Source organism: Bacillus sp. FSL L8-0193, from assembly GCF_037976065.1.
Classification (GTDB): domain Bacteria; phylum Bacillota; class Bacilli; order Bacillales; family Bacillaceae; genus Bacillus; species Bacillus paralicheniformis.
On the sequence record NZ_CP150261.1, the window covers coordinates 2,117,783 to 2,140,277 of the forward strand.

The window sequence follows — 22,495 nt, forward strand, 5'->3', positions numbered from 1 at the left end:
GTGTCTGAAATGAAATTTGAAAGCGTCTTCATTTATTCATTGTGCGAATTCGAAAGTGAAGTAGCTTATCCTGTTTCCTGCCATAGGTTCAGCCAGGTCTTGTCTGTTCTTTACAGCTTATGATGATTTGAAAGAAAAAAGTCCTAAAGCTTAAGAAATCGCTTTAGAACTCTCAATGTTTTGGCTCGGGCCTGTTGGTGTTTGGACGGCTTTTACCGAGAATGCTCTGCATGTTTGCCGCTGTTTGTGAGGATATGTTGAATGATCTCGGCGTTTTTTGACAGAAAGGCAGTTTCGAACATATCCTGATGCGGCCCGGCTCCTTTATACTCTTGATAGTTTCTTGTTGTGGCGTCGGCCCATTTTTGCAATATGAATCTGTCAATTTGATCCGTCTGAATGCCGGCTTCAATAAAGTGGATGTTTGCGTTGATTTGGCCGTCATTGATTAATTGTGCCCAATATTTTTGATAGTTTGCCGTCTTTTTGATGACTGCTTCCCTGAGGTGAGCGGGAACATGTTCTGCCGAGGTGCTGCTTGGCTGTGGCGGCAATGCTTGTTTCTTTTGATATGCATCGACAATAATGAGATCGCTGACCTCCAAACCTCGGTTTTCCATTTCTTTGACAGTCTCAAATGCCGTGTTGCCTCCCGCTGAATATCCCAGCAGGATATAAGGACCCCGAGGTTGTTTTTGGATGATGTTGTTCACGTATTGTTCCATACGGCTGTCTTCTTCAATAAAGTTAAATCCGTACACAGTCGCTTTGCCGTTTAGCTTGGCAGCGAGATCTTTATAAAATATCCCGAAGCCCGAAATGGGAGGAAAGCAGAAAAGGTTCACTCCGGTCGGCGGATTCAGTCTGCTGACATGCTGTACGGCCGAGGCGCGCAGCTCATGTGAAAACAGCTTTTCGGCCAATTGTTCGATTGTTGGATTCTCGAATAATAATTCAATCGGAATATCGATCCCCTGGCTGTTTTTCAGCTGGTGAATGACTTGAAGAGCTTTTAGCGAATGACCGCCAAGTTCGAAAAAGTCATCTTCAATACCGAGCTCCTTCACGCCAAGGATAGGTTTCCAGATGTCAATCAGTTCTTTTTCGACCCAGTTTCTTGGCGGCACAATCTGTTTCAAAGCCGTTTTTTGATCAGGTGCAGGCAGCGCGCGGCGGTCGATTTTGCCGTTTGCCGAAAGAGGCATGCGGTCCAGTTTAACCCAATCATGAGGAATCATATAGTCGGGAAGCTGCCTTGATAGTAATGAACGAATCGTTTTTTCCTCTGTTTGATCATCGCTTACATAATATGCGATAAGGAATGCTTCTTCGTTTTTTTCTTCAATGATGACAGCGGCTTCTTGAACGCCTTCAATCTCGATGAGCCGCGCTTCTATTTCAGCCGGTTCAGTTCGTTTGCCGCGAATTTTGATTTGCCGGTCCATCCGGCTGATATATTCTAAGTTGCCGTCTGGCAGCCAGCGCGCCAGATCGCCGGTTTTGTACATTTTTTCCCCTGGTTGAAACGGATGCTCTACAAATGCTTGACTCGTCAAATCAGGTCTGTGCAAATATCCTTTTGCAACCCCATCGCCGCCGACGCAAAGTTCGCCGGGAACGCCGATCGGCGCGAGCTGACCGCTCTCGTCAACAATAAAGGCATTTGAATTGCTGATCGGTTTTCCGATGGGAATCGCTTGTGAAAAATCTTGCTTGACTTCATAAAATGTAGAGAATGTTGTATTTTCCGTCGGACCATATATGTTATAAAGCTTCAGGTTTGGGCACCGATGTCTGACCGTATTCATCAGTGCAGGCGTCAAAGCTTCCCCGCCGACATATAAAGTGGAGAGCCCTGAAAACATGTCCGGCTGGGCTTGTGCCAGCTGGTTAAAGAGAGCCGTTGTTAAAAACAGCACTGTGATATCATGGTGAAGCAAATAGCTGCCAAAACGGGCAGGAGTCAACATCGTCGAGCGGTCAATAACATGAAGAGATGCTCCTTTCAGGAGCGCTCCGAATATTTCAAATGTGATGGCGTCAAAGCCGAGTGAACCGGTTAAGATCAATCGGTCATTTGTATCGGCTGATGTGTAATTGCTGTTTGAGATCAGTGATACGACATTGCGGTGCGAAATCATAACGCCCTTTGGTTTGCCTGTCGAACCTGATGTATACATGATATAAGCCAGATCATCCGGACGCGTATTTATGTTGATAGCGCTGACAGGTGCCAATTGCGCTTCCTTGGATATCAACACTTTTTTCGGAAAATCAATGTTCGTCTTGAGTCCTTTCTGAACGGCCAATACGTCCGCCCCGCTTTCTTTCAGCATGCAGCTGATCCGTTCAGGCGGCAGTTCGGCATCGAGCGGGAGATAGGCGCCGCCTGCTTTCAAAACGGCAAGAACTCCGATGATGAATTCAGGTGAATGCTCTGCTAAAATGCCGGCAATTCCGTTTTTCTTTAAGCCTTGTTCTTGGAAGATGCGGGTCCATGCAGTGGATGTTTGATCCAGCTCCCGGTATGTCATCGTCAAGCCGCCGGCATGTAGTGCGATATGATCCGGCGTTTTCTCTACTTGATTGGAAAACAAGTCAGTGATTGTTTTGTTCGTATCGTAATCCGTTTTTGTATCGTTGAATGCCCCGATGATCCGGGCTTTTTCGTCAGGCGCGATCATCGGCAGCCTGGAGGCGGGGATATCGGTGTCCTCCGCCACTCTTCGCAAGGCTTCCAGCAGGTGGCCCCTCACACAGTCAATCCATGATTCATCATAAACGTTTGCATTGTAGATGAACTTGATGACAAGTTCATCATCCGGGGCAATCATGAGGTTGAAGTTGTAGCCTGATTGCTCCGACACTTTTACATTTTCGATCTGAAGCGGTGATTCGGCGCGGTTTGCCGAGTCTTGCATTTGCTGCAAAGGGTAGTTTTCAAAAACGAAAATATGGTCAATAGCATGCTGTTTGAAAGCGATATGCGACTGAATGTCAGCCAATGGATAAAAGTTGAACATGTCTTGAGCGAGCCTTTCTTTTTGGGAGCGGCGAAGCAGCTCTGAAAAGGTTTCATTTTCGCTCTCGGTCTTGATTCGCACCGGCACAGTATTGATAAATAAACCGATGATCTTCTCAACGCCCGGAATCACGGAAGGACGGCCGGAAACGACAGAGCCGAACACGACATCATCTGTCCGGTTATAGCGCTGAAGCATTAAGCCCCACACGGTTTGTATGAGAGTGGCGAGTGTGGCTCCATGCTGTTTGGCGATTGTTTTGAGTCTGACTGTCAACTTTCGGTCTAATGAAAACATCAGCTCTTTCTGCCGATATCCCTTTTCAGCAGGTTTTGCAGACACTTTCGGAAGACCTGTTGGCGCATTGAAGTCTGTCAAGTAGTTCTTCCAATATTCCTTGGCTTTGTCTTTGTCCTGATCATACAACCAGGAAATATATGCGCTGTATGGCTGAACAGGATCTAAAGGCACAGATTCACCCGTATAGATGGCTTCGTACAACTGCATAAATTCTTGGAGTACGATCCCGAGACACCAGCCGTCCATTAAAATGTGGTGATGGCTCCATACACATACGTGTTGTTCCGGCGCCGTTTTGAACAGAGAAATACGCATCAGCATATCTTTTTGCAGATTGAAGCCTTTCTGCCGATCCCGCTCTTTAAACTGGCTGATATACGCGGTTTGATCGGTCTCCGGCATTTCGGTCAAGTCTTCAGCATGCAACTGAAAGGATCGATCGCGTAAAACGACCTGGCGCGGTTCTTTCAGCCCGGCAACATGAGGCAAAAAAACCGTTCTGAAAATATCGTGGCGGTCAATGATCGATTGGACACTTTGTTGAAACCAGTCTAAATGGAGCTGACCCCTTATTGTGAAGACGGACTGTTCAATATATGCGGTTCCTTCGTCTTGCAGGAAAGAATGAAAAAGCATTCCTTCCTGCATGTGGCTTAAAGGATAAATGTTTTGGATTTTTTGTGTATGATCCATTGTTTCCCTCCGCTCGTTTAATGAAATCCGAGTAAGTCGGTTATATTTTTAAAAGCTTCCTCGGTCAGCTCGCGATCATCAAAGTCGCTGACGGTCTTTTCTGTTTCAGTTTTGCCGAGGCAATGGTTCATCAGCTTTCTGAGATAGTACTGACAATCTTGGGAAAGCCGCTCAATGGTTTCTTTTTGAAAACGCCCTGTTTCATATGTCATGTTAACGGTCAGTTTGCCTTCGGCTACGAGTGCGCTGATATCCAGCGACTGTTCACGCTTCCAAGTGCCGGTGATATCTTCGCCGCCCCCCAAAGGAGAAAATGTAAATGCATCAAGCTGTTCTGTTTCGGTTTGCGCACGGTTTCCGATTTCAAATTGTCCTAAATAGTTAAAGGTGATATCAGGTGCTTTGCCGAATTTGATCTTTGCTTTTTCAGGCGGTGTCATATATTTGAGAACACCGTATCCAAATCCTTTATCAGGTATCCGCCTTAACGTGTCTTTTGTTATTTTTAATGCGCGGATCATATATTCTTCATGATGGTCATCCCATGTATTGGGTTCAAGTTGAAGCAATACTGGATATATGGAAGTAAACCACCCTACAGTTCGGCTGATATCGTGATGTGCCGCCTCAGATTGACGGCCATGCCCTTCAAGCGCGATTTTTAGCGCCTTTTGCGGCACCCATTGCCATATAGCGAGTACCGCTGACGCCAATAGCAGGTCTTGGGTATCCGTATTGTAAGCATTGTGCACATCTTTTAGAATCGCGTCTGTTTCTTGTTGAGCTAAAGTAAATGATACGGTGTTACGTTTTTTCAAAGCGGTTTTGTCGATATGTGTCTGATCTTTTGGCAGTGCAACTGTTTCATGTTGTTCGATGGCGCGCCAATAGTCTGCTTGCTGTAATAACCGCCGGCTTTCTGCATACTTGGCTAATTGCTCGGTATATGTCTGGAATGATGCGGTTTTTGGCGGGAGTGCTATGTCATCTCCGCGAATCGCCTGCTCATAGACGGATGCCAAGTCTTCCAGGATAATCCGCCATGATATGCCGTCGACGGCCAAGTGATGGATAGCAAGAAACAAGTCATCTCCTTCGCTTGAGCGGAAAAGCCCGACTTGCACCAGCGGCCCGTTTTCCAAGTCCATTGCTTTTTGCAGCTCACGAACTTGGTGTTTGATAATGTGTTCATGATCTTTTGGTTCGCCGGCCAGATTGAAGATTCGCAAGTTGTAAAGCTGGTCCTCTCCGATGTTCGCTGGACGATTGTACAGGCGCAAGTTCCCTTGTTCATCTTTGATGCATATGAGCCTGAGTGCATCGTGATGGACGGTTATCGCTTTTAGCGTTTTCCTCAATGCATCTTCATCTAACGGATTTGACCGATGCAGCATAACCGACTGATTAAAATGGTGGGCTTCTTTTATATCTTGAGACAGGAACCATTTTTGCACCGGTGACCATGTCATCTCGCCTTCTACAGATGCTTGGCTGATCGGTTGTTGTGATAAACGGACATATGGCGCCAATTCTTGGATTGTCGGATGGCTGAAGATATCTTTTACGGCCAATTGCTTTCCTGATTGATGCAATCTCGCGGAGACTTGCAATGCCTTAATGGAATCTCCGCCAAGCTCAAAAAATGATTCATCAATTCCGATCTTGTCCACACCGAGCACCCCGCGCCAGATGGCAGCCAATTCTTTTTCAATATCAGTGGCCGGAGCCGTAAATGTTTGCCTAGTCTCTCCCTTGTGCGGGATCTTTGCCAGTGCGGGCTTATTCAGCTTCCCGTTTGGCATGGTAGGCAATGCATCAAGCGTTTGGAAAAACGCCGGTACCATGTAAGACGGCACTTTTTTGGCCAAAGCTTTGCGCGCCATGCCGCAATCTGCGCCGTCTTCAACAACGATATAAGCGCACAGTTCCTTATGACCTGCTGCGGTAACAGAATCCACCACTGCCGCTTCTTTTACTACGGCAAGGCCGGAGAGTGCCGCTTCCACTTCTTTTATCTCGATTCGGTAGCCTCTGATTTTGACTTGTTCATCCATCCTGCCGACATACTGCAGTGTGCCGTCCGGCAGCCATTTCGCCAAATCCCCCGTCCGATACATGCGCTGATCTGGATGGAACGGATCTTGAACGAAAGCTTTTGCCGTTTGCTCAGGAAGATTGATATATCCTCTTGCAAGCCCCGGTCCTGTAATGCAAAGTTCTCCGGTGACACCGATAGGCTGTAAGTGATCTCCTTTTAAAATATAAACATTTGTATAGCCGATCGGCCGGCCGATCGTGATGTTTTCTTCTCGTTTCAATCTTCTGGCCGCAGTGGCCGTGATGCTGCTCTCTGTCGGCCCGTATTCATTGGAAATCTCTATGTCAGGGCGGAGCGAGAAACTGCGCTCCAGCAAATTCGGTTCAATCGCTTCGCCTCCTAATGTGACAAGTCGCAGTGTTTGTACATCTTCCGGCTGCAATACGTCAAGCAGTGTCCGGTATAGAATCGGAACGAGATTCATATGCGTAATGCCGTAATCGGCTAGATATTGTTTAATAGCGAGAATGTCTTTCGCTTCTTCCTCAGCCGGGATAACGGTCTGCACTCCTGATATAAGCGGCGCAAACATACTTGTGACAAATGCGTCAAAAGAAAATGAGGAAAGCTGAAGCGCGATATCATGATCATGAAATTCATAAAAAGCACTGCGCCACTGAACTGTATAAGCGACTCCTCTGTGTTCCACCATGACGCCTTTTGGATTGCCCGTCGTACCTGATGTATAAATGATATAAGCCAAATGATCAGGCCCGGAAGCAGTTAGAATAGGTGAGGTGTCCTGTTCCTGTACATCTTCAATCAGAAGCACTTCGCCTTTAAAACCATCAGGTACTTGATGAATTGCTTTTTTATCGGTGATCAGCAGTTTAGCTCCGCTGTCGGCTAATACATATTGTTTGCGCTCGTCCGGATATCCAAGATCAATTGGGACATAGGCGCCCCCTGCTTTCCAGGTTCCGAGAACGGCTGCGATCAAGCCTGTTGATTTAGGAATCATAATACCTACAGTGAGATCCGGACCAATCCCTTGATTTTGCAATGTTCTCGCTATTTTGTTGGACCATTCGTCTAATTCTTGATAAGTGAGCACCCCTTCCCGAGTGATGAGTGCAGTTGCACCCGGCGATTTTGCCGCATGACGGGCGAATAATTCGTGAACGGTTATGTTAGGGCCGTGTTGTTCCGGCATCCTGTTAAAGTTTGTCATCAGCAGCTGTTGTTCTTTAGCTGTCAGCATGCTGATGGCAGGCAACGCTGTCTGCGGTGCGTGGACAATGTGCTGAAGCATTGTCGTGAAATGTGATGCCCAGCGTTCGATCGTATCTTGTTTAAATAAAGATGATGCATATTCAAACCGAAAGTGTATGCGTTCATCCCCTTCTGAAACTTGCAGCGTCAGATCAAACTTCGCCCCAATTTGAGGCATATCGGCAGGCTGAATATGCAGTCCATCCAGGAAAAGCTCTTGGCGATCCATATTTTGTACGACAAGCATAGCGTCAAACAACGGATTGCGGCTCATATCACGGACGACATCAAGCCGGTCGACAAGCTCCTCAAACGGATAATCCTGATGTTCGAACGCCTCAAGCGCCGTTTCGCGGACCTCTCTTAAGAAATCGCTGAAACATTTGTTTTCTGCCGGCTGCGTTCTGATCGCCAATGTGTTGACAAACATGCCGATGACAGGTTCTAAGTCTTTGTGCGGCCTTCCGGCGATCGGCGAACCGATGATGATATCCTCCTGTCCGCTGAGCCGGGAAAGAAGCGTGCTGTACGCGGCGAGAAGAACCATATACAGGGTGCATCCGTTGTCGCGGGCGATCTTGTAAAGGCCGGATGAAGTGTCCGCATCAAGTGAAAAGGACACATGATCTCCGGCAAAGCTTCGCACCGCCGGGCGGGCGTTGTCGGCTGGAAGCTCCAGCACCGGCAGCTCTCCGTCGAGCTGCTTCAGCCAATAGGCTTCCTGTCTGTTGTACGCCTCTCCTTGTTTGAATGCCTGTTGCCAGACAGCGTAGTCTTTATATTGAATCCGCAGCGGGGCAAGCATCCGGTTGGCGTACAGCTCGCTGAATTCGCGGATTAAGGTGCCGACAGACACCCCGTCGGAAATGATGTGATGCATGTCCACCAACAACAGGTGGCTCTCCTCCTCCTCCTTCACAAGAGCGGCGCGGAAAAGCGGCGCTTCTTGAAGCCGGAACGGACGGACAAAGTCTTCAGCCGCGGCCAATTCCATCAGCTGAAACGGGACATCATCATGGATGCGCTGGACAGGATCGCCGTCTGCCCCGGTTTCAAACGACGTCCTGAGCGATTCGTGGCGGCGGATCAGCTGCCTGAATACTTCATCAAGCCGGGCGCGGTCGAGCGGTCCTGTCAGGTTAAGCGCCGCCGGCATATTGTAGCCGACACCGCCGTCTTCCAGCTGCTGAAGGACATACATCCGCTTTTGCGCCGAGGACACCGGATAGGTGTCCTGTTTGTCCGCCGGTTCAATCGCCGCATGCGGGCTTTCATCCAATTCCTGAATCACGGCTGCGAGCTCTTCCAGTGTCGGCTTGGCGAAAATCTCCTTCAGCGGCACCTGCACGCCAAACGCTTTGGCGATGCGGGAGACGAGCGCTGTCGCTTTCAGCGAGTGGCCGCCTTGTTCGAAAAAGTGGTCGCGAATGCCGGCAGGGCCGTATTTCAGCACCTCTTCCCAAAGCTTGGCGAGCTTCATTTCCGTGATGGTTTGCGGCGCGGTGTAAGCGCGTCGTTCAGCCGCTCCGTCGGGAGCGGGCAGCGCCTTGCGGTCAAGCTTTCCGCTCGGAGTGACAGGCCACTCACGCATCTCGATGAAGGCTGAAGGCATCATATAGGCCGGCAGGCGTTTGCGCAGCTCTGTCCTTACAGTCTGTTGGTCCTGACCTTCAATATAGGCGCAAAGCTCGGTTTCCTCCCCTTCTGTCCGGGCGATAACCGCCGCTTCCCGCACGCCGTCGATCTGGCGAAGCACCGCTTCGACTTCCCCCGGTTCGATCCGGTAGCCGCGGATTTTCACTTGACCGTCCATGCGGCCCAGCCATTCAACGGTGCCGTCCGGGAGCCATCTCGCCAGATCGCCCGTTTGATACATGCGTTCCCCTGAATAAAAGGGGTCATCGAGAAACCGTTCTTCTGTCAGCTCCGGACGGTTCAAGTAGCCCCTTGCGACGCCCGCGCCTGCGATATACAGTTCCCCTCGACAGCCGAACGGGAGAAGCTGCCGTTTTTTATTTAAAATATAGAGTCTCATATTGTGTCCTGATCGGCCGATCGGGACATGGTCAAGTGTTTTCCTTTTAGGGACATCAAAGTATGCCGCTTCTACCGTCGCTTCCGTCGGTCCGTAGGAATTTGTCAATTCCACCCTCGGCAGAAGCTCATGAAAACGGGAGACGAGGTGCGCCCCCAGCTGCTCGCCGCCTGCAAAGACTCTTTTTAAATGTCTGATGTCGGCCGGTTTTTTTCTATGATTCATATATTCCAAGAATGAGTGAAGCATAGAAGGGACAAAATGGGCGGCTGTAACTTCCTTTTCCTCCAGCGCTTTTAAGATGATTTCAGGATCTTTTTCCCCTCCTTGAGGAAGCAGATAAACAGAAGCCCCGGCGAATGGCCACCAGAACAGCTCCCATATTGAAGCATCAAACGAGTAAGACGTTTTATGCAGAATGATGTCCGAGTCGTTAAGTGAGTAGCGGGTTTGCAGTGAGTATAAAAAATTGACCGCGGACCTGTGTTCCACCATGACGCCTTTTGGGCGTCCCGTTGAGCCAGATGTATAGATGATATAGGCCAAGGCATCGGGCGGTACCGGGAGATTCGGATTGACTGCCGCTTCTCCGTGATTCTCGCGCCCGCCATCTAGCGGCAAAATGGTTCCCTCAAACATCGATGGATTAGATTCTGCAAGCAAGGTCTTTGCGCCGCTGTCCTTCATTAAAAAACGGATTCGTTCTTCAGGATAGTCAGGGTCGATCGGCACGTAAGCAGCTCCCGCTTTTAAAATGCCATAAATTCCAATCAGCATATCTGGTGAACGTCTCCCCATCACGGCAATCACATCTTCCTGTTGAATACCGAGGCCAATTAGCTTCCATGCAATTTGATTGGCCCGTTCATTCAGTTCTCTGTAGGAGATGGAGACGCCATCCGCCAAAACGGCCGGACGATCAGGCGTCTTTTCTGCCTGCTGCTCGAGCTGATGATGAAGCGGCTGATCCAGTGGGAAATCGATTTTTTGCATCGGGCTGAAGTTTTGCAGAAGTACGCTTTCTTCCTTTTTCGAAAGGATTGACAAATGGTCCAGTTCCAGCTCCGGATGCTGTGCAGCGTTTTTAGCCAACGTTTTAAAAAAATCGGCCCATTTTTGAATCGTTTTCCGTTCAAACAAATCTGTACTGTATTCAAACTGACAATATATTTGTCCGCCGCTTTCGGCCATGTACAGTGACAGGTCGAATTTAGAAATCGGGTGGCTGATATCTTTCTGCCGAAGCTCAAGCCCCTCCATCGACAATTGTTGCCGCTCCATATTTTGCAGTGCAAACGTTGTATCAAAGAGCGGATTTCGGCTCATCTCCCGCTGAACGCCGAGGCGGTCAACCAGCTTCTCTAACGGATAGTCCTGGTGTTCATAGGCTTCTAGCGCTGTTTCTCGAATGTCCTGTAAATATTGTTTGAAAGATATTCCGCTCACCGGACGTGTTCGAAAAGCCAATGTGTTCACAAACATTCCGAGCACGGATTCCAGGTCAGCATGCGGTCTGCCCGCGATCGGCGAACCGACAATGATCTCTTCCTGCCCGCTTAGCCGTGATAATAAAACGGTGTATATCCCAAGAAGCGTCATATACAGTGTGCATCTGTTTTCTCCTGCGAGCTGTTGTAAACGTGATGTAAGATCCTGACTGATCTCGAACGTAACCCGGTCACCTGCAAAGCTTTTTGCCGGGGGCCGCGGTTTGTCCGTCGGCAATTCGAGCACTGGCAGCTCACCGGCCAGTTGTTTGAGCCAATACGATTCTTGCCGTTTGTATATGTCGCTTGTTTTGAATGTTTCTTGCCATGCTGCATAGTCTTTGTATTGAATGCGCAACGGAGCCAGTTCAAGTCCTTTATACAGCTCGCTGAATTCCTGCATGAGCAATTGGATGGAGACACCGTCTGAAATAATATGGTGCATGTCCACTAAAAGCAGATATCGTCCTTTTTCAATGGTCGCTAAGCCCGCCCTGAAAAGCGGAGCCTTTCCAAGATCAAACGGCCGGATAAATGATTCAGATGAAGATTCGTTTGAAAAAGCAAACGGCACCTTTTCATGAATCCGCTGCACCGGCTCGCCGTCTTCTCCTGCTTCGAATGATGTCCTAAGGGGTTCATGCCGGCGGATCAGTTCGCGAAATACAGCTTCCACTCTCTGTTGATCGAGCTCGCCTGTCAGCTCCAAAACGGCCGGAATGTTGTAGCTGACTCCTCCGCCATCGAGCTGGTGCAGAACATACATCCGTTTTTGTGCGGAAGAAACCGGATATGTCTCCTTCTTCTCTATTTGCTGAATCGAAGCAAACGGGTTTTCTTCCGCTTCACTGATGACTGCTGCCAACCCTTCTACGGTCGGATGGGCAAAGACATCACTTAACGGAATCTGAACGTTCCATTCTTTGGCGATGCGAGAGATGAGCGATGTTGCTTTTAAAGAATGGCCGCCCAGTTCAAAAAAGTTGTCACGGATGCCGACCGGCCCCCTTTTCAGTAGACCTTCCCAAAGCTGTGAAAGCCTGAGCTCGTTCAAATTGCGAGGTGCGGCGTATGACTGATGCGATGATGTCGGTTCTGGGAGGGCGCTTTTATCGACTTTTCCATTTGCTGTAAGCGGAATCGCTGGCACAGCAGTCCATTTTACTGGCATCATGTAGTCAGGGATGGCGTCGGCCAAATCATGACGCAATGCAGAAGGGTCGATCGGTTTCCGTGTGCTGTAGTATGCGCACAATTCATGTTCCCCTTCACTGTCTTTTTGAACCAGGACAACCGCTTCCTTAACAGCAGGATGATTTGCCAATGTCACCTCTATTTCCTTAGGTTCGACCCGGTAGCCCCTGATTTTCACTTGATCATCCGTCCGGCCGATATAGTCCATTTGTCCGTCTGCACGAAGCCTTGCTATATCTCCTGTTCGATACATGACGGCTCCCGCTCTGAATGGATCGGGCAAAAATTTCTGTTTTGTCAAGATTGGATTGTTGACATATCCTCTCCCGACGCTCGCACCTGATATATAAAGCTCTCCTGCTACACCGCAGGGCTGAAGTCGTTTGTATTTGTCAAGGATATACATGGCGTTATGGCTGATCGGTTTTCCGATCGGCGGAGAATCCGGGATGTCGCCCTCAGGATGAATGGTGCATGTCGAGACGACATGGGTTTCCGCCGGGCCGTAATGATTATGCAAGTGTATGCCGTGCCGCTTGAGCAATGCCTTAAAAATATGCGAGACCGTCAATTGCTCCCCCGCAGTGATGACATGCTTCACACAGTTTGGAAAGTGGTTCGCATAGTGTTCCTCATTAAAAAGCATCTTCACAAAAGCCGTCGGGAAAAAGACGACTTCTGTTCGCTGTGTATTGATCAACAAAAACAACTGAGCTGGGTCGCGCTTGATTGATTCAGGCGCGATGCAAAGCGTGCCGCCGCTAAGCAAAGTTGTAAACAATTCTTGATAGCAGACGTCAAACGCACAAGATGCATACTGGAGCACATTTGTTTTGAAATCAATACGTGAGTTTTCAAATTGGTCATGAAGCAAATTGGCCATATTTCGATGTTCAAATAAAACACCCTTCGGCTTCCCCGTTGTTCCAGATGTATACATGATGTAAAGCAAATCTTCCGCAGTGTTTACCGTCTCGACATTGCTTCCGTCGCTTTCCGCATCTGCTTCTTCTATGAATGTCACAGATCGTTTTGTTGCGGCTGACTTTGCTAAAGCCGCCACAGGATGCTGTGATACTATGTGCTGACAGCCGCTGTTTTCTATGCAATAGCGAATGCGTTCGGCAGGATGGCTCAGGTCAATCGGAACAAATGCCGCGCCCGCTTTTAAAATGCCGAGTACTCCCGCCGCTAATGCGGGAGAACGTTCGACCATGATCGCGACCGGCTCCTGGCGTTTGACACCCCGTTTTCGGAGAAGGCGTGCAAGTTTGTTGGCCATTTCATTCAGCTCTTTATAAGTGATCGACAGCCCTTCATAGTGAATTGCTTTTTCATCAGGAGATTGTGCCGCCTGACGTTCGAACATCGACTGGATCGTTTCATATTCACGCTGTTTAGTCTCTATTTTCAACGTGCTGAGCAGGTCTTTTTGTTCCTGCTGTGTTGTGATCGTCAATTTCTCCGGGGTCAAATTCGGATTTTCCAGCACTTGTGCGATGATATGCTGCAAATGGCCTTTGACGCTTTCGATGAAAGAACGTTCATGAATGCCGGAATCAAATCTCATTTTGAGATGAATGTTTTCACCTGGTGCTACCATGAGATAAAAGCTGTAGTTGGTCTCGTCTTCCATGTTGAAATCATGAATGCGAAACAGATCCTCTGCATCTTGTCCACTGTTCAGCAGTGCGATTTCTTTTTCAACAGGATAATTTTCAAAAACAAGAATATGGTCGATTAAGCCTTGTTTGACGGCGGATTCCGCCTGTATCTCATAGAGCGGGTGGTAGCTGTACGGCTGCCCATTCAGCGCATCTTTTTGCACTTGTTTAATCAGTTTCACAAAAGGCACTTTTGTACCGGTAACACGCACCGGCACCGTGTTAATGAAAAGGCCGATCATCCGCTCTATCCCTGCAATTTCAGACGGCCTGCCGGAAATAACCGAACCGAAAACCGCATCATCCGTCTGGTTATAGGCTTGAAGCAACATTCCCCAAAGCGTGTGAAAAATAGTGCTCAATGTGACTTCTTCCTTTGCGGCCAGCTCTTTCAGCTTATCCGTAACTGTTTTAGAAAGGGAAAAGGTGACTTCTTCTTGTCTGCTTTTGGCGCCCGCTTTTTTTTGCTTCGGCATCCGGCTCTGTTGGTCATATCCTTCAAGATAACCCTCCCAGTACCGGGCGGCGGCTTCTTTGTCCTGCTCCATCAGCCATTGAATATAAGTTCTGTAAGGCACAGCAGGCTCAAGCTTTAATGGTGTTTGGTGCAAATGGGAAGCGTATATATGGAAAAACTCCTTCAGGACAATCCCGAGGCACCAGCCGTCCATAATGATGTGATGGAAGCTCCATATGCATGTAAATTCGCGTTCCCCTGTTTTAAAAAGGATGACGCGCATCAATCCATCTTTTTGCAAATGAAATCCTTTGGCTCTGTCTGTTTTTTTGACGTCATCGATCAATCTGAGCTGGCCGGATCGGTCCAAATGAGTCAGATCTTTTTCTTCAATTGTGATCGTCCGTTCTTTTAAGACGACCTGCTGCGGAACGGATACATTTTGACTGACAAAAATCGTTCTGAAAATATCGTGCCGGGCGCACAGAGCAGTGATGCTTTTCTGAAAAATGTCTGTGTCAACCTTTCCTGTCATTGAAAATGAGGCTTGTTCGACGTATGCCTGTGTGTCCTTGTTAAGAAGGGTGTGAAATAGCATCCCTTCCTGCATATAAGAAAGCGGATAAATATCCTGAATCTCATGTTTTTTTGTCATATTTTTTCCCTGCCTCCTGTTCCTACAGTTCCTCGACAAAGCTCGCAATATCGTCCAAATCTTCCGCTGTTAACGATTGGCTGCTAAAATCGCTGACCGTTTTCTCTGTTTCTTGTTTATGTGCGCAATGTTTGATGATTTGGTGCAAATTATGTTTCACCATGTGCAGCAGCTGTTTCATTGTTGTTGTATGGAACCGGCTTGGCGGATAGCTCAAATTGAAATGCAGCTGATTTTGCCTTACCATGGCGCTCATTTCCAGCGTTTGCTCACGCTGCCATGTAGGTGTAATGTCTTTCCCGCTTGCAAGCCCCGAAAAGCTGAACTTTTGTTGGCGTTCTGTATCATTGAATTGCCCTAAATAGTTAAAACCGATTTCAGGCGCTTTGCCGAACTGGATTGTTTTGTTTTCAGAGGATGTTAAATATTTCAAAATGCCGTATCCCATTCCTTTGTCCGGTATTCTGCCGAGTGTATCTTTGACTGTTTTCACTGCCAGCCCCAACTCGCCTTCGGCTGCATGATGTAAATCAATCAACACAGGATATATTGTGGTAAACCAGCCGACTGTCCGGCTGATATCCAATTCAGGTAGGGTGTGATCTCTCCCGTGTCCTTCCATCGCGATCCGCAGTTTCCTCTCTCCCATCCAATCACACAGGGCTAATGATGCTGCCGTCAGCAGAATATCCTGGGTGTCTGTGTTGTAGGCGTTGTTAACCTTGTGGATTAAAACGTGTGTGTCTTCTTCGGAAAGGGTAAAGCTTTCCGTTTTCCGAATGTTGTCCGCAGCGCTATGCGGTTTTTCACAAGGAAGTAAAGCGGCTTTTTCTTTTTCAACAGTGCGCCAATACGATTGTTCGCGAATGACCTTGCTGCTCTCTGCGTATTCGGCAAGCCGGTTTGCGAAATATTGGTATGAGTCCGTTTTCCGCGGAAGCTGAACCGGTTGTCCTGCGGCCGCCTGACTGTATGCTGCCGATAAATCCTCAAGCAAAATCCGCCATGAGACCCCGTCGACGACCAAATGATGAATGGTGAGAAATAAATAAGTTCCCGACATTGTGTTGAACAAGCCTGCTTTTAGCAGTGGGCCTGTTTGCAAATGGATACTGCGCTGCAAATCAGCGACTTCGTCTTCAATCAGCTTCTCCCATTGTGCCGTTTTAGAAAGGTCTCTTATGTTCAGGCTGTAAAGTTCTCCATGAATTCCCCTGTTAAATTGCTGCAGCTGGCCGCCGTCATCGATGATTGTCATGCGGAGGGCATCATGATGGATGACAAGATGCTGTAAAGCTGTTCGAAGCGGCTGTTCCTGAAATCCTTCTGAGCTATGAAGCATGACAGATTGGTTGAAATGCTGCCTCTCTTCGATATGCTGTGCGAGGAACCAGCGCTGAACGGGCGTCCAAGGTACTTCTCCTTCAATCGGCCGCTGATCTATATTTCTCTCAGTCTTGCGGATGAGAGGCGCGGCTTCTTTAATAGTTGGATGGCGGAATAAGTCGCCTGCCGTGATTTTCAAGTCAAACCGTCCAAGGCGCGCAGATACTTGGAGGGCTTTAATCGAATCGCCTCCCAGTTCGAAAAACGAATCCTCAATCCCGACTTTTTCAACGCCGAGCACCTCTTGCCAGATCACGGCAAGCCGCTCCTCCAGCTGGTTGCGCGGAGGGGCGTATGCTGTGTTGATTGCTGTGGTCTCCGGCTCAGGCAGCGCTCTTCTGTCGAGCTTTCCGTTTTGTGTCAGAGGCAAGGCGGCAAGCTCAACCAAATGCGCCGGGATCATAAACCCGGGCAATTGCTGAGAAAGAAGAGATCTGACTTTCTCGATATTCATTTCCGCTTGCAGACTCATATAGGCAAGGAGTTCTTTATGTCCTGAGGGACCGGTTCGCACGATGACGGCGGCTTCTTTGACACCGTCAATCTGCCGCAATGCTGCTTCAATTTCTCCCAGCTCAATCCTGTAGCCGCGAATTTTAACTTGATCATCCATCCGGCCGATATAATCAATCGTCCCATCCTTCAGCCAGCGGGCCAAATCACCGGTCCGGTACATTCGTTCACCAGGTGTGAAGGGATTTGGCACAAATTTTTCTTTCGTCAGTTCAGGTCTCCCGAAGTAGCCTCTGGCTAGCCCGTCCCCGCCAACGCATAATTCTCCGATGACACCCATAGGCTGCAATCTCCCGCGGCTGTTGACAATATAAGCGGTTGAATTAGCGATTGGGCGGCCGATCGGAATGGAATGCTTATACTCGTGTTCGATCCGGAAGCACGTTGAGAATGTTGTGTTTTCCGTTGGGCCGTAGCCATTCCATAGCGCGAGATCCGGCGCCGTGTTGCGAACGCGATTGACATGGTTTGGCGACAGGGCTTCTCCGCCGAGAATCAATCTGGACAGGTCGGAAAATGTTCGTTCATTTTGTTCTGATAATTGATTAAATAAGGATGATGTCAGCCATAAAGTCGTGATGCCGTTCTGCTGTATGAATGTCTTGAGCCGATCGGAATCTAAATAAGTTTCCTTGTCACTGATGTATAAACAAGCGCCGTTTAATAGCGGTCCGAATACTTCAAATGTCATCGCGTCAAATCCCAATGACGCTGTCAATAAAATCCTGTCTTCAGGTGAAAATGCCATATCGCTGTTTTTTACGAGACGGACGACGCCGCGCTGTTCAACCATTACGCCTTTTGGCGTGCCGGTTGATCCGGATGTATACATGATATAAGCGAGAGAATCAGGACCGCCCTGCTGTTCGGGATTGTTTGCTGAAATGCCGGCCTCAAGCTGGATGTCTTCTATGAATAACCGTTTTCCTGCCATATGAGATTCTAATCGATCTGATTGGAGGAGCATCACAGCATTGCTGTCAGACAACATCCATTCCAGCCGTTCTGTCGGCATGTCTTCAGTGACGGGAAGATAGGCTCCGCCGGCTTTTAAAATACCTAGAATTCCGACCGCAAGTTCAGGGGTGCGACTTGTTAATAGTGCGACAACACTTTCTGAACCGACGCCATTTGCTCGAAGCGCAGCGGCTATTCTGTTGGCGCGTTGGTTTAGTTCACGGTAAGTCAAGGTTTGCCTGTCATATATAACGGCCGGGGCGTGAGGTGTTTTGGCTGCTTGATATTCAAATAAACGGCTGATCGTTTCGTGTTTCGGGTAGTCTTGTTTTGTCTGATTAAATGTGTGAATGAATGAGCTTGTCTCATGTTCATCTAATACATGGATATCTCCGAGATGAATGTTCTGATGTTCGATCACATGATGGAGAATATGAATATAGTAGGAAAGCCATTTCTTTATCGTTTGTTTTTGATAGATGTCTGTATTGAATTCAACATCAAAACGGATTGTCTCTTGATCTTCTTCAGCTGCATAAAGAGTCATATCAAACTTAGAGACTTTATGGGCGTCATGAGCTATAGTCGTCAAATGCAAGTCATGCAGAGTCAGTGATTCCCGCTCCATATTTTGCAGAGCGAACATAACGTCAAACAACGGATTGCGACTCATATCACGGACGACATCAAGCCGGTCGACAAGCTCCTCAAACGGATAATCCTGATGTTCGTACGCTTCAAGCGCCGTTTCGCGGACCTCCCTTAAAAAATCGCTGAAACATTTGTTTTCTACCGGCCGCGTCCTGATCGCCAATGTGTTGACAAACATGCCGATGACAGATTCTAAGTCTTTGTGCGCCCTTCCGGCGATCGGCGAACCGATGATGATGTCCTCCTGTCCGCTGAGCCGGGCAAGAAGCGTGCTATACGCGGCGAGAAGAACCATATACAGGGTGCAGCCGTTGTCGCGGGCGATCTTGTATAGGCCGGATGAAGTGTCCGCATCAAGTGAAAAGGACACATGATCTCCGGCAAAGCTTCGTACCGCCGGGCGGGCGTTGTCGGCCGGAAGCTCAAGCACCGGCAGCTCTCCGTCGAGCTGCTTCAGCCAATAGGCTTCCTGTCTGTTGTACGCCTCCCCTTGTTTGAATGCCTGTTGCCAGACGGCGTAGTCTTTATATTGAATCCGCAGCGGGTGAAGCGTCCGGCTGGCGTACAGCTCGCTGAATTCGCGGATTAAGGTGCCGACAGACACCCCGTCGGAAATGATGTGATGCATGTCCACCAACAACAGATGACTCTCCTCTGCTTCCTTCACAAGAGCGGCGCGGAAAAGCGGAGCTTCTTGAAGCCGGAACGGACGGACAAAGTCTTCAGCCGCCGCCAACTCCATCAGCTGAAACGGGACATCATCATGGATGCGCTGGACAGGCTCGCCGTCTGCCCCGGTTTCAAACGACGTCCTGAGCGATTCGTGGCGGCGGATCAGCTGCCTGAATACTTCATCAAGCCGGGCGCGGTCGAGCGGTCCTGTCAGCTTAAGCGCCGCCGGCATATTGTAGCCGACACCGCCGTCTTCCAGCTGCTGAAGGACATACATCCGCTTTTGCGCCGAGGACACCGGGTAGGTGTCCTGTATTTCCGCCGGTTCAATCGCCGCATGCGGGCTTTCATCCAATTCCTGAATCACGGCGGCGAGCTCTTCCAGTGTCGGCTTGGCAAAGATCTCCTTCAGCGGCACTTGCACGCCAAAGGCTTTGGCAATGCGGGAGACAAGCGCTGTCGCTTTCAGCGAGTGGCCGCCTTGTTCGAAAAAGTGGTCGCGAGTGCCGGCAGGGCCGTATTTCAGCACCTCTTCCCAAAGCTTGGCGAGCTTCATTTCCGTGATGGTTCGCGGCGCGGTGTAAACGCGTCGTTCAGCCGCTCCGTCGGGAGCGGGCAGCGCCTTGCGGTCAAGCTTGCCGCTCGGGGTGACAGGCCACTCACGCATCTCGATGAATGATGAAGGCATCATATAGGCCGGCAGGCGTTTGCCCAGTTCTGTCCTTGCGGTCTTTTGATCCTGACCTTCAATATAGGCGTAAAGCTCGGTTTCCTCCCCTTCTGTCCGGGCGACAACCGCCGCTTCCCGCACGCCGTCGATCTGGCGAAGCGCCGCTTCGACTTCTCCCGGTTCGATTCGGTAGCCGCGGATTTTCACTTGGCCGTCCATGCGGCCCAGCCATTCAACGGTTCCATCCGGGAGCCATCTCGCCAGATCGCCCGTTTGATACATGCGTTCCCCTCGATAAAACGGGTCATCGAGAAACCGTTCTTCTGTCAGCTCCGGACGGTTCAAATAGCCCCTTGCGACACCCGCGCCTGCGATATACAGTTCTCCGGCCACCCCTATGGGCTGGACAGCTTTCTCACTGTCTAAAATATAAAGACGGGCTCCCGGTACAGGTTTTCCGATCGGAAGCCGCATCCGTTCCCTGTCTTTTTCATGGTCGTACCGAAAAAATGCGGCATCCACTGTAGCTTCTGTCGGCCCGTAGCCGTGAATGACCGCAGTCTCCGGCAAAGACCGGGCAAATCGGGCGGCTGTCTGGGGAGCGAGTGCTTCACCTCCGGCGAATACGCGTTTCAAGGTTTTCGCAAGGCTTGTCCTTTTCTCCTCTGTTTCCATCTCGACCTGGTCTAAAAAGCTGTTGGCCATCGCCGGGATAAAATGCGCCGTTGTCACTCCTTCGTTTGTGAAGGCTTCTGTCATTAAAGCGGGATCCTTCTCCCAGCCCTGCGGAAGCAAATACATGGAGGCGCCGGGAATCATCCACCAAAACAACTGCCAGATCGAAGCATCAAATGAAAACGATGACTTGAGCACGATGACATCATCTTCAGTTAATGGGAACTGGCGCTGCATCCCGGACAAAAAGGCGGCAGCCTGTCGGTGCTCAACCGCGACGCCCTTCGGTGTCCCGGTTGAACCGGATGTATAGATGACATAGGCGAGTGAGCCGCCATCCGTATGAGCGCAAACCGGTTCGTTCTCCGCTGGTTCCGTTCGAAGTGATGACAGATTGACTTCAAGCGTTTCCCCGGAAAATCCGGAGACGGACAAACCCGGCCCTGTGACGAGAAGCCGGGCGCCACTGTCGGCGAGCATGTATCTGAGCCGTTCTTCAGGATAGTCTGGATCAAGCGGCACGTAAGCGCCGCCGGCTTTCAAAACAGCCAGCACCGCGATCACCATCTCTGGTGAACGGTCGGCGAGCACGCCGACCACACTTTCTTTGGCGACGCCTTTTTTCTTCAACCGAATAGCGAGTTGATTGGTATACTGATCAAGCTCTCGGTACGTTAAGATACCGCCGGAAAAACGAACCGCCGGCAAGTTCGGCGACAGCGCCGCGCGGCGGGTGAAAAAGCTATGCAGCGTCGGTGCTAAAGGTGCAGCGGGCTCTGTTTGATTGAATTCGTACAGCATCTTTTTGGCAGTTTCTTCGCCAAGCAATGCAATTTGTGCGATTTGTTGATTGGGATCAGCGATGACAGAGCCTATGATATGGCGTAAATACAGTTCGATTTTTTTCATCATGGCTGGATCATACAGTCCGATATCAAAATTTATGCGAATATAAAGCGAGCTTCCCGGAATGATTTTAATGCTGCATCCATAGTTGGTAACTTCATCCATATCGAAATCATCGACTGTGAAATCGAATGCATCAGCCTGATTCAGACTTTCAATTTCGCGCTGGGCCGGTATGTTTTCAAATACGACAATATGGTCAAACAGCTCATGTTTCAGCATGCTTTGCGCCTGAATATCATATAAAGGATAATAACTGTACGCTTCCGCTTTCAGTGACTCCTGCTGCAAGTGGCTGACCAATGTCAAAAAGGACTCCGGCCCGCTTTTGACCCGGACGGGAATGGTGTTAATGAAAAGCCCGACCATTTTTTCTACGTCCTCAAGATCAGACGGCCTCCCGGAAATAACGGAGCCGAAGACTGCGTCATCACAGCGGTTGATCTTTTGCAGAATGATTCCCCATAATGCCTGAAAAACCGTATTCAGCGTCGCGCCTGCTTGCAAGGCCAATTTTCGCAGCCCTTCAGTCTGTTCTTTAGATAGGGTAAATGCCATCTGCTCAAGCTTTCCTTTTGAGGATGATGATGTTTTGGGCAGTGATGCGGTTTGTTTGACATCGATAAGCCTTGTTTTCCAAAAGGCTTCAGCTTCTTTTCGATCCTGTCGCATCAGCCATTTAATATACTTGCTGAACGGATGAACCGGTTCAAAATCAGGAAGCTGCTCTTTTCCTAAAGCCTTGTAAATCGCAAGAAATTCTTTCATCACAATACCAAAGCACCAGCCATCCATTAAAATGTGATGATGGCTCCAAATACAATGATATTGTTCGTGCGCCCTTTTTAAGATAGATACTCTCATAAGAGGGTCTGTTTGCAGATCAAATCCTTTTTTCTTGTCGTCATGTTCGAATTGATCGACAAATGTTTCTTTAGCCGTCTCGTCTAGATGAGAAATATCAACAAATTGAAGGCGGCTTTGCCGCTCTTTTAACACGACTTGGCGCGGCTTTGCCACATTTTTGTGTATAAACGCAGTGCGGAAAATATCATAGCGTTCAATCAGCGCGTCTAAACTTTTTTGAAACCGTTCTGTATCAAGCGAGCCGTTTATCGTAAATGATGCCTGTTCAAAGTAGGCTCTAGATTCCTGATCCAACAGCGAGTGAAACAGCATGCCCTCCTGCATAAAAGATAAAGGATAGATATCTTGTATTTCCGGTTGCTGCACCATCAGCGACTCCC

At 49.1% G+C, this 22,495-nt stretch carries 3 protein-coding genes; all 3 read right to left on the reverse strand.

The genetic code is table 11. The features are described 5' to 3' along the window. Positions 1-212 precede the first annotated feature (212 nt). Genes MHH76_RS10705 through MHH76_RS10715 form a run of 3 tightly spaced genes read right to left on the reverse strand, consistent with a single transcriptional unit; the run spans position 213 to position 22,484 of the window. Positions 213-4,016 carry a non-ribosomal peptide synthetase gene (locus MHH76_RS10705; RefSeq protein WP_023857506.1) on the reverse strand — a complete coding sequence of 1,268 codons (3,804 nt, stop codon included), beginning with the start codon at positions 4,014-4,016 and terminating at the stop codon, positions 213-215. Between the two features lie 17 nt (positions 4,017-4,033). Beyond that, positions 4,034-14,818 (reverse strand): non-ribosomal peptide synthetase, encoded by a 10,785-nt coding sequence (locus MHH76_RS10710; RefSeq protein WP_043054329.1) that lies wholly within the window; start codon positions 14,816-14,818, stop codon positions 4,034-4,036. Between the two features lie 22 nt (positions 14,819-14,840). Further along, a complete protein-coding gene (locus MHH76_RS10715) occupies positions 14,841-22,484 on the reverse strand; it encodes a non-ribosomal peptide synthetase (RefSeq protein ID WP_212922316.1) in 7,644 nt (2,547 codons plus the stop codon). Positions 22,485-22,495: the final 11 nt, after the last annotated feature.

What these genes read in the sequence shown, in the direction of transcription:
- MHH76_RS10710 (WP_043054329.1), bottom strand. Translation starts at nt 14,818, where the DNA reads ATGACAAAAAAACATGAGATTCAGGATATTTATCCGCTTTCTTATATG.
- MHH76_RS10715 (WP_212922316.1), bottom strand. Translation starts at nt 22,484, where the DNA reads ATGGTGCAGCAACCGGAAATACAAGATATCTATCCTTTATCTTTTATG.
- MHH76_RS10705 (WP_023857506.1), bottom strand. Translation starts at nt 4,016, where the DNA reads ATGGATCATACACAAAAAATCCAAAACATTTATCCTTTAAGCCACATG.